The sequence below is a fragment of the Caulobacter sp. SL161 genome (assembly GCF_026672375.1).
GTDB lineage: Bacteria > Pseudomonadota > Alphaproteobacteria > Caulobacterales > Caulobacteraceae > Caulobacter.
In genome coordinates, this window is the sequence record NZ_JAPPRA010000001.1 from 2,223,467 (window position 1) to 2,238,065 (window position 14,599).

Genomic DNA, 14,599 nt, shown 5'->3' on the forward strand with positions numbered 1-14,599 from the left:
CTTAGGCCGAGGCCTCGCGCATCTTGGTGATGTGCGGGGCCGCCACCCCACGAGACCGCGACTTGATCCAGGTCTGCAGCGGCGCATCCACGAGGCGCTCGAACAGCCACGCGGCGATGATCGTCGCCGGGATGGCCAGCGCCCACAACGCCCACTGGGCGGCGACCGGCAGGCCGAGCTTGGCGTCGAGCATCCGCACGAGGCCGAACCAGACGACGGCGGTCAGGGTGTTGGTCAGGAACAGCGGGAACGACAGGCGCCCCGCCGCGCCGGCCCAGCGCCAGGCGCGCGGCTTGGAGGCCCCAGCCGCGTAGATCAGGAACGCCAGCAGGGCGAGGCTGAAGTAGTCGAAGTTCCCCAGGGCCTGGACGCCGATGACAATCGCCAGGCTGGTCGCCGCCAGGGGCAGGGCTTGCTGCTCAGCCAGGCGCGTGACCGGCAGGCGCGCGACCAGCACGCCGATCAGGAACAGCGGCACGCCGCGGATCAGACCAAAGCGCAGCGGCAACTGATAGCCGGGCACGCCAAACGCCAGCAGCGCGGCCTGGTCGATGATGATCCAGGCGCAGACGCCCATGGCCAGCAGCCGCAGCGGCCGCGACGTGGCGGCGACCTTGCGCCAGACCATCGGGAACAGCGCATAGGCCACGATCAGGGCCGACAGGGTCCAGGTCGGCATGTTCCAACCCGAGGTCCCCGGTACGAACCAGGCCTGCACCAGGAAGATCTGGGGCAGCAGCTGGTCCCACTGGAACCATTGCGGGTTCTGCGGCGCCAGGCCAATCGCCGTGGTGGCCAGGAAGAAAGCGACGAACAGGGCCAGCATGACGAGGTGCGGCGGCCAGATCCGTTGCACGCGTCGCTTCAGGAAGGTCCAGGTGTCGACCTCGCTGTTTGCGATGCGCGATCCGTAGGTCCGGGCCAGCACATAGCCCGAGAGCATCAGGAAGAAGTCGGTCGCCAGATAGCCGCGCCCGAACGCCGGCGACAGGCTGAACAGCGACACCGGCGCGCGCTCTGCCACGTGATAGAGCACGATGAACAGGGCGGCCAGGAAGCGCAGGGCGTCCAGCGGACCGTCCCGAGACAGGACGGGCGTGGCGCTCGCTTTGGCGAAACCTGTGCCGGCATTGAACATCGGAAACTCCTTCGCTCCCGACGCCGCAAGGGGTGGGCCAAGTTTCGCCTGACGGGCGAGCGCATCGGCGACTCCCCCCGACGGAGCCGCGTTGCTAACCTGCCTGCGTTCCCCGCCGCCCGGATTCGCCCCGTGTCCCAGATCGCCGTCGCCGACCTCACCGAAGCCCAGGCCGTCGAGGAACTGGAGCGTCTGGCCGACCTCTTGGCGACGCATGACATCGCTTACCACCAGCAGGACAATCCGACGGTCAGCGACGCCGAGTACGACGCGCTGAAGCGCCGGAACCTCGATATCGAGACCCGCTTCCCGCATCTGGTGCGCGACAATTCCCCGTCGATGCGGGTCGGCGCGGCGCGGGCCGAACAGTTCGCGCCGGTGAAGCATGGCGTCCGAATGCTCAGCCTCGACAACGCCTTCTCGAACGACGAGGCGATCGAGTTCGATGCGCGCGTCCGCCGCTTCTTCAATCTCTCGGCAGATGAGATCATTGGCTATACTGCAGAACCGAAGATCGATGGGCTGTCCGCGTCGCTCGTCTACGTGAAAGGTGAACTTGTCCAGGGGGCTACGCGCGGCGATGGTGAGACCGGTGAGGATGTCACCGCCAATCTGTTAACGCTGACTGAGCCACGAAATCTGGCAGATGGAACTGTTGTGCCGGCCGATATTCCCCGGCGGCTAAAAGGATCTGACTGGCCAGACCTCATTGAGATACGTGGCGAAGTTTACGTTGAGCTGCAGGCCTTTTCGAACTTCAACGCTGCTGCTGAGACTGCGGGCCTGCGCACCTATGCCAACCCTCGAAACTTTGCGGCGGGCTCGCTGCGCCAGATCGATCCTGCTGTGAGCGCCCAGCGGCCCTTGCGATTTTTTGGCTATGCATGGGGCGTTAGTTCTCAAGCGTTCGCCGAGACCCAATGGGGTGCGTTGCAGAAACTATCCGAATGGGGATTTGTCACTACGGTCCCACCGGCGCGCCGAGTGGAGGGCGCTCAGGGGCTGCTTCATGCCTATGCAGAGTTTGAGCAGTTACGTCCAACGCTAGCCTTCGACATCGACGGGGTTGTTTATAAGCTCGACAGCCTGGACCTTCAGAGGCGCATGGGCTTTGTCGCTCGCTCGCCTCGGTGGGCGATAGCCCGCAAGTTCCCGGCCGAGCGGGCGCGCACAGTGCTTGAGGCCATTGACCTTCAGGTCGGGCGAACTGGTGCAATCACGCCCGTCGCCCGCTTACGCCCGGTGACGGTCGGCGGGGTGGTGGTCCGTAACGCCACCCTTCACAACGAGGACGAGATCGTTCGCAAAGACATACGCATCGGCGACACTGTGGTGCTGCAACGGGCTGGCGATGTCATCCCGCAGATCGTCGAGGTTGTGGTGTCGGAACGGCCGGTGGACGCGCGCGCGTTCGTCTTCCCGGATACTTGCCCAGTGTGCGGCAGCCACGCCATGCGAGATGTCGACGAAGCCGTTCGACGCTGCACCGGAGGGCTTATATGTTCGGCCCAGGTCACGGAGCGCATCAAGTTGTTTATCTCGCGTAAGGCCTTCGATATCGAGGGCTTTGGCGAAACCTATGTTGAGCTGTTCCATGAGAAGGGGCTGCTGAAGGACCCTGCGGATATCTTTCAGTTGCGTGCCCGTGCGAATGAGGTTCGAGCAGCTATAGCTGAGAGGCGGCGTGAGCAGGCGGCTCAACGACAGCTAGCTAAGGGGACCGCCGAGACTAGCAAGGGTATCGAGGAGGACAAGCGCGCCTTCGATGGTCTGGAGACTCTGTTCGACAATATCGATGCCCGCCGCAGAATTTCACTGGCCCGGTTCATCTTCGCTCTTGGCGTCCGTCACGTCGGCGAGGAGACAGCGCGTCTTTTGGCCGAACATTTCGGCTCGCTACAGAAGATGCGGGACGAGGTCACATTCGCGGCGGCTCACATGCAGCCGCGTCAGAGGTTGCTGAGCGTCGACAAACTGGGACCAATAGTTGCCGAGCGCCTGATCGAGGCTGCGCCGAAGTTAGCTGATTGGCTACCGTCCCTAGGACCAGATGGGAGCATCGTTCAACTCCTTGCCGCGCACAAGGTGAAGGGGCTCAGCAGTAGCGTTGCCAACGGTTTGGCCGAGGTTTATCCCACGCCCCGGGCGTTGCTGGATGACCTAGGCCTCATGGCTGAACCGCAGGCCAAGGGGGCTTACGAATACCTAATCAGCCTGAACGGATTGGGCGAGGTTGGCGCTGAGTCTCTCGTCGAGTTTTTCCGTGAGCCTCACAATCTGGACCTGTTGTCGCGCCTCACGTCCGCCGTCACCGTTGAAGACGCGGTCAAGGCCGCTGGTCAGTCGCTGGTCACTGGAAAGACTGTCGTTTTCACGGGGAGCCTGGAGCGTTTCTCGCGCCATGAGGCCAAAGCTAAAGCGCAGAGTCTTGGAGCCAAGGTTGCTGGCTCAGTGTCCTCCAAAACCGATTATCTCGTCGCCGGACCGGGGGCCGGCTCAAAGCTAGACGAAGCACGCAAATTGGGGATCACGGTCTTGACCGAGGACGAATGGATAAAACTTATAGAGGAGAAATGGTAGAAACTGTCGGGTAGCGAGCGTGAAAGTCGTCGCGATTGATTTTGAAACCGCCAACGAGACACGCGCCAGTCCATGTTCAATGGGTCTTGCCTGGGTCGAGGATGGTCGGGTCACGCGAGTTGAGCATCACTATATTCGGCCACCCGGCATGCGGTTCACGCCTTTTCATATCGCTTTCCATGGAATTGGGCCCGAGCATGTCGCGGATGCCGACGAGTGGCCGGACATGCTTGAGCGCCTTCGGCCAGAGCTGGAGGGCGCGCTAGTCCTAGCGCACAATGCGTCGTTCGACATCAGCGTGATCCGCCGAACATGTGAGTACTACGATATCTCACCTCCAGGGTTCGACTACATGTGCACGGTTCAGGTCGCGCGGAGCGTTTGGCCTGAGCTTGCTTCACACCGACTAAATGTGGTCTGCGGCCATCTCGGCGTTGATTTCGACCACCATGACGCCAGCGGCGATGCCTACGCATGCGGACAAGTCGCTCTTGCGGCTGCGGCTCTGAATGGCGTGACTAGTCTGCGTGATCTCCCTGGGCGACTAGGTATGGTCTTGGGTCGCTTGGATCACCGAAGTTACGCGCCGCCCCAGATCACGTACCCTTCCAGATCACGATCATCATCCTCATCGCTTCCAGTCGCGATATTCCCCGCTGGCCAAGGACCATTGCTCGGTCGCTTGATCGTATTCACCGGACAACTTGCGTCGATGACCCGCGACGAGGCCAAGGCCCAGGCGGAGGGCCTTGGCGCCAAGGTCGCGTCTTCGGTGTCGAAGAAGACCGATCTGGTGGTTGCGGGACCCGGCGCCGGCTCCAAGCTGAAGACGGCCACGGAGCTAGGCATTCAGGTGATGACCGAGGACGAGTGGCTGACGCTGGTGAGCGCATGAAGGTCATCGCCATCGACTTCGAGACGGCCAACGAGCAGCGCGCCAGCCCTTGCTCGATCGGTCTGGCCTGGATCGAGGACGGCGAGGTCGCGCGTATCGAGCACCACTATATCCGTCCGCCGGGCAACCGTTTCGCGGCGTTCAACATGGCCTTCCACGGCATCCGGCCTGAACATGTCGCGGACGCCGACGAGTGGCCGGAAGTGCTGGAACGCCTTCGGCCTGAGCTGGAGGGGGCGCTGATCCTGGCGCACAACGCCTCGTTCGACATCAGCGTGATCCGGCGCACCTGCGAGCACTACGGCGTGCAAGCCCCGGGCTTCGATTATCTGTGTACGGTGCAAGTGGCGCGCAGCGTCTGGCCCGAGCTTCCATCGCACAAGCTGAACGTGGTCTGCGGCCATCTGGGCGTGGATTTCGCCCACCACGACGCGGCCGCCGACGCCTATGCCTGCGGTCGCGTGGCCTTGGCCGCGACGGGCCTGAACGCGCTGTCCGATATCCGGGCGTTGCCGCAGCGCCTGGGCATGACCCCGGGCCGTCTCGACCCCGACAGCTATCGACCCTCGCGCATTGCGGCGGCGCCACGTCGGCGTTGGGGCTGAGCTGACCGCTTTCCGAATTCTCGCCGCGATTTCGTGCGAACGCTTGTTTTGGGAAACAGGATCGCGCAACCAAGCGGTCAAGACGCGCGCCGAAAGCGCGAACAGGGAGATTTCGATGATCCGCACCGCCATGATCGCCGCCACCGCGCTCGCCGCCAGCCTCGCAGCTTCAGCGCCCGCCTTCGCCGCCGAGGTGGTGGGCCTGTGGGCCACGCCGAGCAATGGCGGTCAGGTCGAGATCTCGCGCTGCGGCAACAGCCTGTGCGGCAAGCTGGTGACCTCCAACCACATCAAGGAAAATCCGGGCCTCAAGGACATTAAGAACAAGGACGAGAGCCAGCGCAGCCGCACCCTGAAGAACCTGCAGATGCTCTATGACTTCGGCGGCGGTCCCACCAAGTGGACGGGCGGCAAGGTCTACAACCCCGAGGACGGCGGGACCTATGCCGGCACGATCGAGCTGGTCAGCAACACCGAACTGAAGCTCAAGGGCTGCGTCGTCGCGCCCATGTGCAAGACCCAGAAGTGGACGCGGATCCGGTAGGGCTTTCGGGGATGCTCCCCCGCGTTGCGGGGAGCTGTCGCGGAGCGACTGAGGGGGCGAACGCAGCGTCGGCCAGCTAGCCCCCTCCGGCCCTCTGGGCCACCTCCCCCGCAACGCGGGGGAGGAACCTCCGCCTAAAGCGGCGCGCAGGCCTCTTCCATCCACGCCCGGATTTCCGGCTCCACACGAGGCCCGATCTCGCGCAGCACGCGGGCGTGGTAGGCGTCGAACTGGGCGATCTCCTCGGCCGTCAGCAGCGCCTTGTCGATCAGGCGACGGTCGATCGGCGCCAGGGTCAGGGCCTCGAAGCGGTGCATCGGCCGCTCGCCGCCGGGCACGTCCTCGGCCGGCATGACGACTTCCAGGTTCTCGATCCGGATGCCGTACTCGCCGTCCTTGTAGTAGCCGGGCTCGTTCGAGACGATCATCCCGGGCTGCAGGGCGATGGTGTTCGGCGCCTTCGAAATCCGCTGCGGACCTTCGTGGACGCCCAGATAGACGCCGACGCCGTGGCCGGTGCCGTGGTCGTAGTCGAGGCCGTGCGCCCACAGCGCCATCCGGGCCAGGGCGTCGATGGCCGAGCCGGTGGTGCCGGCCGGGAAGCGCAGGCGGGCGATGGCCAGGTGGCCCTTCAAGACGAGCGTATTGCGCTGGACCATCTCGGCGCTCGGTTCGCCGATGGCGACCGTGCGGGTGACGTCGGTGGTGCCGTCCAGATACTGGCCGCCGCTGTCGACCAGCAGCAGCGAGCCCAGCTTGGCGCGCTCGTTGGAGCGTTCGGTCGGGCGGTAGTGGGGCAGGGCGCCGTGGCCGTTGGCCGCGCCGATGGTGTCGAAGGAAAGATCCTTCAGCACGCCGGTGGCTTCACGGAAGGCCTCCAGCTTGGCGACGGCTTCCTTCTCGTCGGGCGGATTGACCTGACCTTCGGTGGCCAGCCAGTACAGGAAGCGGGTCAGGGCTGCGCCGTCGCGGCGGTGGGCCTCGCGCGTGCCCTCCAGCTCGACGGCGTTCTTGCAGGCGCGCGGCATCGTGCAGGGATCCATCGCCCGCACCACCTTGGCGCCGGCGGCGGTCAGGGTGTCGAAGTACCAGGCCGAGGACTGGGCCGGGTCGACCACGACGCTCTTGCCCGACAGGTCGGCGAGCGCCGTCTCCAGCTTGTCCGGCGTCTCCAGCGAGACCTGGTTGCCCAGCCAGGCCGGCAGGTCGGTCGTCACCTTGGCCGGTTCCAGGAACAGTCGCGCCGTGCCGTCGGCGTTCAGGATGGCTTGCGACAGCGGCAGCGGGGTGCGGATCACATCGCCGCCGCGCACGTTGAACAGCCAGGCGATCGAGGCCGGGGCGGTGATCACGGCGGCGTCGGCGCCCAGCGCCGCGACCGAGGCGCCGACGCGGGCGCGCTTGGCGGTGGACTCGTCGCCGGCGTGTTCGAGGGGCTGCGGGACCACGGGGGCCATGGGCTGCGGCGGGCGAGCCTCGCCCCAGGCCTGGTCGACGGGATTGGCCTCGACGGGCTTCAGCACCGCGCCGGCGCGGGTGGCGGCGGCCTTCAGGCCGTCCAGGGCGGCAGGGCTATGCAGGCGGGCGTCATAGCCGATGACGGCCCCCTTCGAGACGGTCTCCAGATAGGCTGGCACGCCGCCCTCGACGAGGTCGCGGATCTCGAACACGCCCTGATCGACCTGCTCGCGAACCTGCAGCGTATAGCGGCCGTCGACGAAGACGGCGGCGCGGTCCTTCAGGATCACGCCCGCGCCGGCCGAGCCGGTGAAGCCGCTGGCCCAGGCCAGCCGGTCATTGGCGGCGGGCAGATACTCGTTCTGGTGCTCGTCCTCGTGCGGCACCAGGAAGCCGTCCAGCCCCTGCGCCGCCATGGCCTGGCGGATCAGCGGGACGTGCTTTGGGCCGAAGGAGGGATCGGTGGATTCGTCGAAGGTCTGGCGCATGGGGAGGATTTAGGCCTCTCCGAGCGCGCAGGGAAGATGTTCAATCCTCCCCCGCGAGGGGGAGGTGTCGGCTCGAAGAGACGACGGAGGGGGAAGAGGCAAGGTTTGCAGACCTTCCCCCACCGGCCCTTCGGGCCACCTCCCCCGCGAGGGGGAGGATTGTGTTTCAACGCGTTACGGCCGCTGCAGCACCAGCGTCGCCCAGGCGTCGCGGTGGATGCGGGTCACCACCTTGAAGCCGCGTGACAGGTAGGCGGCCTTGACCATCCGTTCCTGGGTGCGCAGCAGGCCCGACAGGATGACCGTGCCGCCGGGAACCAGGGCGCGCTTGATGTCCTGCGCCAGGCTGATCAGCGGACGGGCCAGGATGTTGGCGAAGACCAGATCATAGGGCGCGTTCTCGGCGACCAGGCGGTGGCCCAGGCCCGAGGCGTGGACGAAGCGGGCGTTGGCCTTGTTGACCTGGGCGTTCTCCTTGGAGATCCGCACGCTGGGCTTGTCGATGTCGGTGCCGACCGCCAGCTTGGCGCCGGTGCGGGCCGCTGCGATGGCCAAGAGGCCCGTGCCGGCCCCGACGTCGAGCACCTTATTGAACTTACGCGCCTTGATCAGGCGGTCATAGGCCTGCAGGCAGCCGACAGTGGTGCCGTGGTGACCTGTGCCGAACGCCGCGCCGGCCTCGATCCGCAGGTTGACGGTGCTGGCCGGCAGGCGGCCGCGATCGTGCATGCCGTAGACGAAGAAGCGGCCGGCGCGCACCGGCGGCAGGCCCGACAGCGCCATGGCCAGCCAGTCGGCGTCGGCCAGGGTGTCGCGCGAGACCTTCAGGTCGTACTCGCCCAGCAGCGCCATAAGGCTCTCGTCCTCTTCCTCCGTGGTGGGGAAGGCGTCGATGCGCCAGACGCCCTTGTCCTCGTCCTCTTCCAGGATCGAGTAGGTGGCGCCTTCCAGGCCGGGATGGTTGTCGATGGCGTCGGCGGCGGTCTCGGCCTCGAGGCGCGCGCCACGGGCGACGATCTGCTGGGGCGTATAGTCGGTCATGGGCGCCTGTTAGCTCCAACGGGCGCGAAAAGCGAGCCCATTGGCCGACGATGTCAGCGTCACGCCTTCTCGACGAAGCTGTCGATGACCTTCTTCTCGCCGGCCTTGTCGAAGGCGACGGTTAGCTTGTTACCTTCGATCCCCGTGACCTTGCCGTAGCCGAACTTGACGTGGAACACCCGGTCGCCGCGGGAATAGGCGCTGTTGGTCGGGGCCGAGACGGCGACCAGCCGGCCTTCGCCCTCGATCGGCGCTGAACGAGCGGAAGAGCCCGACCGGACGCCCTGGGCGCCGCGCCAGGATCCGCCGCGCTCGGCGAAGCCCGAGGTGCGTTCCTGCGCCCGCTTCCAGCCGGGGCTGTCGTAGCTGCCCGCCTGGAAGGCCGAGGTGCCCGGATCGTCCCATCGCGACGCCGCCGTCGACTGCATGCCTGGGCCGCCGCCATAGTAGCCGGTCTCGGAGGCCGCATCGACGTGAGCGATCGGCAGTTCGTCGACGAAGCGGCTGGGCAGCTGGCTGGTCCAGCGGCCATAGACCTGCCGGTTGGCCACGAAGCTGATCCGGGCCTCCTCGCGGGCGCGGGTGATGCCGACATAGGCCAGGCGCCGTTCTTCCTCGAGGCCCTTCTCGCCCTTGTCGTCCATGCTGCGCTGACTGGGGAACACGCCTTCTTCCCAGCCGGGCAGGAAGACCAGCGGGAACTCCAGGCCCTTGGCCGAGTGCAGGGTCATGATCCAGACCGCGTCGCCGGTGGCCTCGCGATCCAGGTCCATGACCAGCGACACGTGCTCCAGATAGGCTTCGAGGGTGTCGAACGACCCCATCGACTGGACCAGTTCCTTCAGGTTCTCGAGCCGCGTCTGGCTGGTGGGGCCCTTATCCAGCCGCAGGGCGTCGGTGTAGCCGCTTTCCTCGAGTACGGTCTCGAGCAGGCGCTGGTGATGCAGCGTTCCGACCAGCGAGCGCCAGCGGTCGAGGTCGCGGATGAAGTTGCTGAGCGCCGTGCGCGTGCGGGCCGGAAGCTCATCGCTGGCGATGATCGCCCGGGCGGCGTCGACGGTGGAAATCCCTTCCAGCCGCGCGATTTGCAGCAGCTTCTGCACGCTGGTGTCGCCGATGCCGCGCTTGGGCGTGTTGACGATCCGCTCAAAGGCCAGATCATCGTCCGGCGACTGGATCAGCCGCAGATAGGCGTGGGCGTCGCGGATCTCGGCCCGTTCGAAGAAGCGCGGGCCGCCGACCACCTTGTAGGGGATCTGCAACAACACGAAGCGCTCTTCGAACGCGCGCATCTGGAAGCTGGCGCGGACCAGGATGGCCATCTGGCTGTACTTGCGGCCGGCCTTCTTGGCGCGCTCGATCTCGTCGGCGATCAGGCGGCTCTCGGCCTCGCCGTCCCAGACGCCGCTGACCTTGACCTTCTCGCCGCCCTTCGACGGGGTCCACAACGTCTTGCCGAGGCGTCCCCTATTGGCGGTGATCAGGCCCGAGGCGGCGGCCAGGATGTGCTCGGTCGAGCGGTAGTTGCACTCCAGGCGCACGACCTTCGCGCCCGGGAAGTCGCGCTCGAACCGCAGGATGTTGTCCACTTCGGCCCCGCGCCAGCCATAGATCGACTGGTCGTCGTCGCCGACGCAGCAGACGTTCTGGCGGCCCTGGGCCAACAGGCGCAGCCACAGATACTGGGCGACGTTGGTGTCCTGGTACTCGTCGACCATCACGTATTTGAAGCGCTGCTGGAACTCGTCCAGCACGTCAGGATGGCCGGTGAACAGGCTGATATTATGCAGCAAAAGGTCGCCGAAGTCGCAGGCGTTCAGGATGCGCAGACGTTCCTGATACTGGCGATAGAGGCTGATGCCCTTGCCGTTGGCGAACTCGCCAGCCTCGGACGTCGGGACGCGGTCGGGCGTCCAGCCGCGGTTCTTCCAGCCGTCGATGATCTGCGACAGGATGCGGGGCGTCCACCGCTTGGCGTCGATGTTCTCGGCCTCGATCAGCTGCTTGAGCAGCCGCTCGTTGTCGTCGGTGTCGATGATCGTGTAGTTGGACTTCAGCCCGATCAGTTCGGCGTGACGGCGCAGGATCTGGGCGGCCACCGAGTGGAAGGTGCCCAGCCACCGCAGACCCTCGGCTTCGGGGCCGATGATGTGGGTGATCCGCTCGCGCATCTCGCGCGCGGCCTTGTTGGTGAAGGTGACGGCCAGCAGCTCCCAGGGACGGGCGCGGCCGGTGGCCAGGATGTGGGCCAGGCGCGTGGTCAGCACCCGGGTCTTGCCCGTGCCGGCGCCGGCCAAAACGAGCAGCGGACCCTCGGTGGTCTCGACCGCCTCGCGCTGCTCGGGGTTCAGGCCGTCCAGATAGCCGGGCTGGGCCGCGCCCGGGGGCTGGGCGCGAGCCAAATCTGAGATGCGGGGAGAAGGAACGGGCGAGTCGGACATCCAGAACATATGGAGCACATCCGCTCGCCCGCCAACCGTTCGACGGTTGCGATACTCGGCTAGCGCGCCTTCTGGACGGCTGGAAGCAGTAGTCCTTCTTGGGGCCTGGGGGGCGGCGCCTTGACGGACTTCTGCGCCGAAGCTTCCGTACCTTGCTTGCGGGGTGTCAGCTTGGCGTTCTTGAGGTGCTTGCCATTGGCGCGACCATCGCCATTCACATCACCGACTGCAACGTTCGGGCGCGCGCCATGGGCCCCAGGCTTGCCGGCTTTGGCTTCACCTTTGACGCCATCATACTTCATGTAGCTCGGCTTCGCGAAAGCCGGAGCGCCAACGGCGACCAGTAGAATGCAGGTCGCCGAGAGCGCGGTTAGCATGGAAGGGGTCTTCATCGCTTGTCCTCTTGCGTCGGCGTCGAAACGCCAAATCGTCCCGTCTCCAAAGAGCCGGAACGGGCGCGCCGCGCGCAGTTGCAAGGACGGGCGAGGAACGGCGGCGAGATGCACCCCCGTTGCAGGGCGGCGGTGACTGATCCAAGCTGCGTCCATGGATGCTCTTGGGCCGAAGCTTGAACTGGCGTTGAAGGCCCTCTCGACGAGCCGGGCGCGCATGGCGGCTGATCTTGCGGTCGACAAGTCGTTGGTCGGGCGGTGGGTTAGTGGCAAGGTCGTGCCCTCGGCGCACAATCTGGCTCGACTGACGGAGCTGATCGCGCGCCGGCGCCCCGGCTTCACCATGCTTGACTGGGACCGCGACCTTGAGGGACTGGCGGCTGCCCTTGGGGTGGAGACGACCTTCAATGGCGGGCAGGCGACCTTGATCGACTGGATTCCGCCGGCGATCCTGAGCGAGGCCTTGCAGGGCACGGCGGCGCGCGGCGGGGTCTATGAGGGCATCTGGCGATCGACGCGTCCCTCCAGCGACCTGCCGGGGCGTTTCCTGCATGATCATCTGCTGATCCAGCGGTCGGCCAGCGGGCTCCTGTCGTTCCGGACCGGCGTCGAGGGCGTCAGCTACGAAGGCGGCGCGCTCCTGCTGCAGCACCAGCTATTCAGCATCGCCGCCGACCGCGCGCACGGCACCTTGCTGTTCAGCATCTTCAATGGCGTGGCCCGGCAGAAGGCCGAGGTTCTGGATGGCGTGACCCTGGCTTGCTTGCGGGATGCCGGAGGCTCCCCGGCGGCCTCGACCTGTTTGCTCGAACGGGTCGCCGATCTCAGCGGGGATCCTGAAGCGGACATTCAGGCCTATGAAGCGATGATCGCCGCCCAAGGCTCGCCCTTGGCCCCCGAGGGCAGCGTGCCCGAGGCGGTGCGCGCGCATCTGATCCGCGAGGCCGATCCGATGCGCATGGGTCTGGGGGGGCTTCTGCGCATGTACTTCGGTCAGTCGATGGCGCGCGGATCCAGCTTGAACGGCGCGGCCTGACCGGTGTTCGCCAGAGCGAAGACCCGGCACGCGGACGCCAGCGGCCGCTCGCCGCGGTCCTGATCGATCCGCTGGATCAGGCCCGCCAGGCTGAGGCCGCGTTGACCCGACGCGACCTCCAGAGCCGCCCAGAACTCAGGCTCCAAGGCCAGGGAGGTGGCGTGGCCCGCTAGATTCACCGAGCGTTTGCGAAGGCCTGTCATGGGGCGATCTCCTGAGCGCCGGACATCGCGCACTTGCGTCAGAGGCGCAAGCGGCTGGCGCAAGGCGCTCGGATCGTCGACAAAGCGTCTCAAAGCTCGGGGAGGGCGGACAGAGATTCATGGGCGAGGCGATTCAGTCGATCGTTATCCTGGGTGGCGGCTCGGCCGGCTGGATGGCTGCGGCGCTGCTCAACGCCGCGTTGGGCAAGAGATGCGCTGTCACCGTCGTCGAGTCCGCCGAGATCGGCGTGGTCGGAGTGGGCGAGGCGACCATCCCCGCGATCCGGCAGTTCAACGCCATGGTCGGCCTCAAGGAACCCGCCTTCATGCGCGCGACCCGCGCCACGCTGAAGTTGGGCATCGAGTTCGTCGACTGGGGCTGTTCGGGCGAGCGCTACCTGCATCCCTTCGGCGTTCTGGGCGGCCAGCCGACGCTGGGGGTGTTCCCGCAGCATTTTCTGCGCCTGATGGCGGCTGATCCCGACGCGAGCCTGGAAGACTATTCGGTCTGCGCCCTGGCCGCCCGACTCGGAAGGGCTGGTCCGACCGCCACGGATCCAGCGACGCCGCTGTCACAGCTGATGTCGGCCTATCATTTCGACGCGGTGCTCTATGGTCGCTTTCTGCGGCGACTGGCCGAGGGGCGCGGCGTTCGGCGGATCGAGGGCGAGGTCGTCGCCGTCGATCAACGGCCCGAGGACGGCTTTGTCGAACGCTTGCGGCTGAAGGACGGTCGGGAGGTCGAGGGCGAGCTTTTCATCGACTGCTCCGGGTTTCGGGGGCTCTTGATCGAGGGCGCGCTGGCCGCCGGTTATGACGACTGGAGCCGCTGGCTGCCGGTCGATCGCGCCATCGCCGCGCCGTGCGCCAAGGTCGGTCCCGCCGCTCCGTACACCCAGTCGACCGCCCAGGAGGCGGGTTGGCGCTGGCGGATCCCGCTGCAACACCGCACCGGCAACGGCTATGTCTATTCCAGCGCCTTCACCGATGATGACCGCGCCGAGACGGTTCTGCGGGAGGGTCTGGACGGCGCCCTGGAGGCCGAACCGCGCAAGCTACGGTTCGTGACGGGCCGCCGTCGCGCCGCCTGGAAGGCCAATGTCGTCGCCCTGGGTCTGGCCAGCGGGTTCATCGAGCCCCTGGAGTCGACCAGCCTGCACATGGTTCACTCCGGCCTGCAGGCCTTGCTGAAGTTCTTCCCGGATCGGTCGTTCAGTCCCGTCCTGCGGGCGGGCTACAACGCCGCCGTCAAAGCCGAGGGCGAGCTGATCCGTGACTTCATCATCCTGCACTATCACGCCACGCGGCTGTCCGGAGACCCCTTCTGGGACTATGTCCGGACCATGCCGATCCCAGACAGCCTGGCCGAGCGGGTGGCTCTCTACGCCGAGCGCGGCGTCCTGGTCAGCGGCAGTGATGAGCTGTTTTCGCCGTCATCCTGGATGGCCGTGATGCACGGGCAGGGCCTTAGACCGCGGCGCGCCAGTCCTTTGTACGACGGGGTGAATTCCGCAACCTTGGCCACGGAGTACGCTGCGACGGCGCGGCGGTTGCGGCGATCGGTCGAAGCCCTGCCGCTCCACGAAGCCTATCTGCAAGACGCAGGCGCATGGGCGGAGCCCGAAGCCTAGAGCGTGAGGCCGAAAGTGGGAACCGGTTTCGGCTATTCTCACGCTCTAAGTATCTGATTTAGAGCCTTTTTAACGTCTGAAATCGATTCCGATTTCAGGCCAAAGGTTCTAGAGGCCGCTCGCTTTAGCCGGCGGCGCCGAAAACAC

11 protein-coding genes and 2 pseudogenes are annotated in these 14,599 nt (G+C 66.2%); 7 read left to right on the forward strand and 6 right to left on the reverse strand.

The window, feature by feature from the left end; translation table 11 throughout:
* Window position 1 precedes the first annotated feature (1 nt).
* The gene (locus OVA11_RS10840) at window positions 2-1,138 is read right to left on the reverse strand and encodes an acyltransferase family protein (RefSeq protein WP_268067389.1); all 1,137 of its coding nucleotides are present in this window, start codon (window positions 1,136-1,138) and stop codon (window positions 2-4) included.
* Window positions 1,139-1,270: 132 nt separating this feature from the next.
* Between OVA11_RS10840 and ligA the strand changes: the two genes are divergently transcribed.
* The 5 genes and pseudogenes from ligA (at window position 1,271) to OVA11_RS10865 (ending at window position 5,762) form a co-directional block, all read left to right on the forward strand.
* Window positions 1,271-3,718 (forward strand): NAD-dependent DNA ligase LigA, encoded by a 2,448-nt coding sequence (gene ligA, locus OVA11_RS10845; RefSeq protein WP_268067390.1) that lies wholly within the window; start codon window positions 1,271-1,273, stop codon window positions 3,716-3,718.
* Window positions 3,719-3,737: 19 nt separating this feature from the next.
* Window positions 3,738-4,337, forward strand: a pseudogene (locus OVA11_RS10850) (3'-5' exonuclease); the annotation flags it as partial.
* Between the two features lie 57 nt (window positions 4,338-4,394).
* A pseudogene (locus tag OVA11_RS10855) lies at window positions 4,395-4,613 on the forward strand (BRCT domain-containing protein); the annotation flags it as partial.
* The gene (locus OVA11_RS10860) at window positions 4,589-5,218 is read left to right on the forward strand and encodes a 3'-5' exonuclease (protein WP_268067391.1); all 630 of its coding nucleotides are present in this window, start codon (window positions 4,589-4,591) and stop codon (window positions 5,216-5,218) included. The pseudogene OVA11_RS10855 and the gene OVA11_RS10860, both read left to right, overlap by 25 nt.
* A 115-nt stretch (window positions 5,219-5,333) precedes the next feature.
* On the forward strand, window positions 5,334-5,762 hold the full coding sequence (locus OVA11_RS10865) for a DUF2147 domain-containing protein (protein ID WP_268067392.1): 429 nt from the start codon (window positions 5,334-5,336) through the stop codon (window positions 5,760-5,762).
* A gap of 134 nt (window positions 5,763-5,896) precedes the next feature.
* Here OVA11_RS10865 and OVA11_RS10870 read toward each other — a convergent pair whose 3' ends face one another.
* The 4 genes from OVA11_RS10870 to OVA11_RS10885 all read right to left on the reverse strand — a co-directional run bounded on the left by OVA11_RS10870 (window position 5,897) and on the right by OVA11_RS10885 (window position 11,801).
* Window positions 5,897-7,708, reverse strand: a complete 1,812-nt coding sequence (locus OVA11_RS10870; RefSeq protein ID WP_268067393.1) for an aminopeptidase P family protein — start codon at window positions 7,706-7,708, stop codon at window positions 5,897-5,899.
* Between the two features lie 174 nt (window positions 7,709-7,882).
* On the reverse strand, window positions 7,883-8,749 hold the full coding sequence (locus OVA11_RS10875; protein WP_268067395.1) for a 50S ribosomal protein L11 methyltransferase: 867 nt from the start codon (window positions 8,747-8,749) through the stop codon (window positions 7,883-7,885).
* A gap of 59 nt (window positions 8,750-8,808) precedes the next feature.
* Complete coding sequence (locus OVA11_RS10880; protein WP_268067396.1) at window positions 8,809-11,199, reverse strand: ATP-dependent helicase; 2,391 nt, start codon at window positions 11,197-11,199, stop codon at window positions 8,809-8,811.
* 50 nt (window positions 11,200-11,249) lie between these two features.
* A complete protein-coding gene (locus OVA11_RS10885; protein ID WP_268067397.1) occupies window positions 11,250-11,801 on the reverse strand; it encodes a hypothetical protein in 552 nt (183 codons plus the stop codon).
* On the opposite strand from OVA11_RS10885, the gene OVA11_RS10890 reads away from it, so the two are divergent.
* The gene (locus tag OVA11_RS10890) at window positions 11,800-12,618 is read left to right on the forward strand and encodes a hypothetical protein (protein WP_268067398.1); all 819 of its coding nucleotides are present in this window, start codon (window positions 11,800-11,802) and stop codon (window positions 12,616-12,618) included. The two genes, OVA11_RS10885 and OVA11_RS10890, sit on opposite strands and share 2 nt — an antisense overlap.
* On the opposite strand, the gene OVA11_RS10895 is transcribed toward OVA11_RS10890, so the two are convergent.
* Complete coding sequence (locus OVA11_RS10895; protein WP_268067399.1) at window positions 12,576-12,821, reverse strand: ribbon-helix-helix domain-containing protein; 246 nt, start codon at window positions 12,819-12,821, stop codon at window positions 12,576-12,578. The genes OVA11_RS10890 and OVA11_RS10895 overlap by 43 nt on opposite strands.
* Window positions 12,822-12,940: 119 nt before the next feature.
* Here OVA11_RS10895 and OVA11_RS10900 point away from each other — a divergent pair, with 119 nt between their 5' ends.
* On the forward strand, window positions 12,941-14,452 hold the full coding sequence (locus OVA11_RS10900; protein WP_268067400.1) for a tryptophan halogenase family protein: 1,512 nt from the start codon (window positions 12,941-12,943) through the stop codon (window positions 14,450-14,452).
* Window positions 14,453-14,599 lie beyond the last annotated feature (147 nt).

What these genes read in the sequence shown, in the direction of transcription:
- OVA11_RS10840 (WP_268067389.1), bottom strand. Translation starts at nt 1,138, where the DNA reads ATGTTCAATGCCGGCACAGGTTTCGCCAAAGCGAGCGCCACGCCCGTC.
- OVA11_RS10865 (WP_268067392.1), top strand. Translation starts at nt 5,334, where the DNA reads ATGATCCGCACCGCCATGATCGCCGCCACCGCGCTCGCCGCCAGCCTC.
- OVA11_RS10870 (WP_268067393.1), bottom strand. Translation starts at nt 7,708, where the DNA reads ATGCGCCAGACCTTCGACGAATCCACCGATCCCTCCTTCGGCCCAAAG.
- OVA11_RS10875 (WP_268067395.1), bottom strand. Translation starts at nt 8,749, where the DNA reads ATGACCGACTATACGCCCCAGCAGATCGTCGCCCGTGGCGCGCGCCTC.
- OVA11_RS10880 (WP_268067396.1), bottom strand. Translation starts at nt 11,199, where the DNA reads ATGTTCTGGATGTCCGACTCGCCCGTTCCTTCTCCCCGCATCTCAGAT.
- OVA11_RS10890 (WP_268067398.1), top strand. Translation starts at nt 11,800, where the DNA reads ATGGCGGCTGATCTTGCGGTCGACAAGTCGTTGGTCGGGCGGTGGGTT.
- OVA11_RS10885 (WP_268067397.1), bottom strand. Translation starts at nt 11,801, where the DNA reads ATGCGCGCCCGGCTCGTCGAGAGGGCCTTCAACGCCAGTTCAAGCTTC.
- OVA11_RS10895 (WP_268067399.1), bottom strand. Translation starts at nt 12,821, where the DNA reads ATGACAGGCCTTCGCAAACGCTCGGTGAATCTAGCGGGCCACGCCACC.
- OVA11_RS10900 (WP_268067400.1), top strand. Translation starts at nt 12,941, where the DNA reads ATGGGCGAGGCGATTCAGTCGATCGTTATCCTGGGTGGCGGCTCGGCC.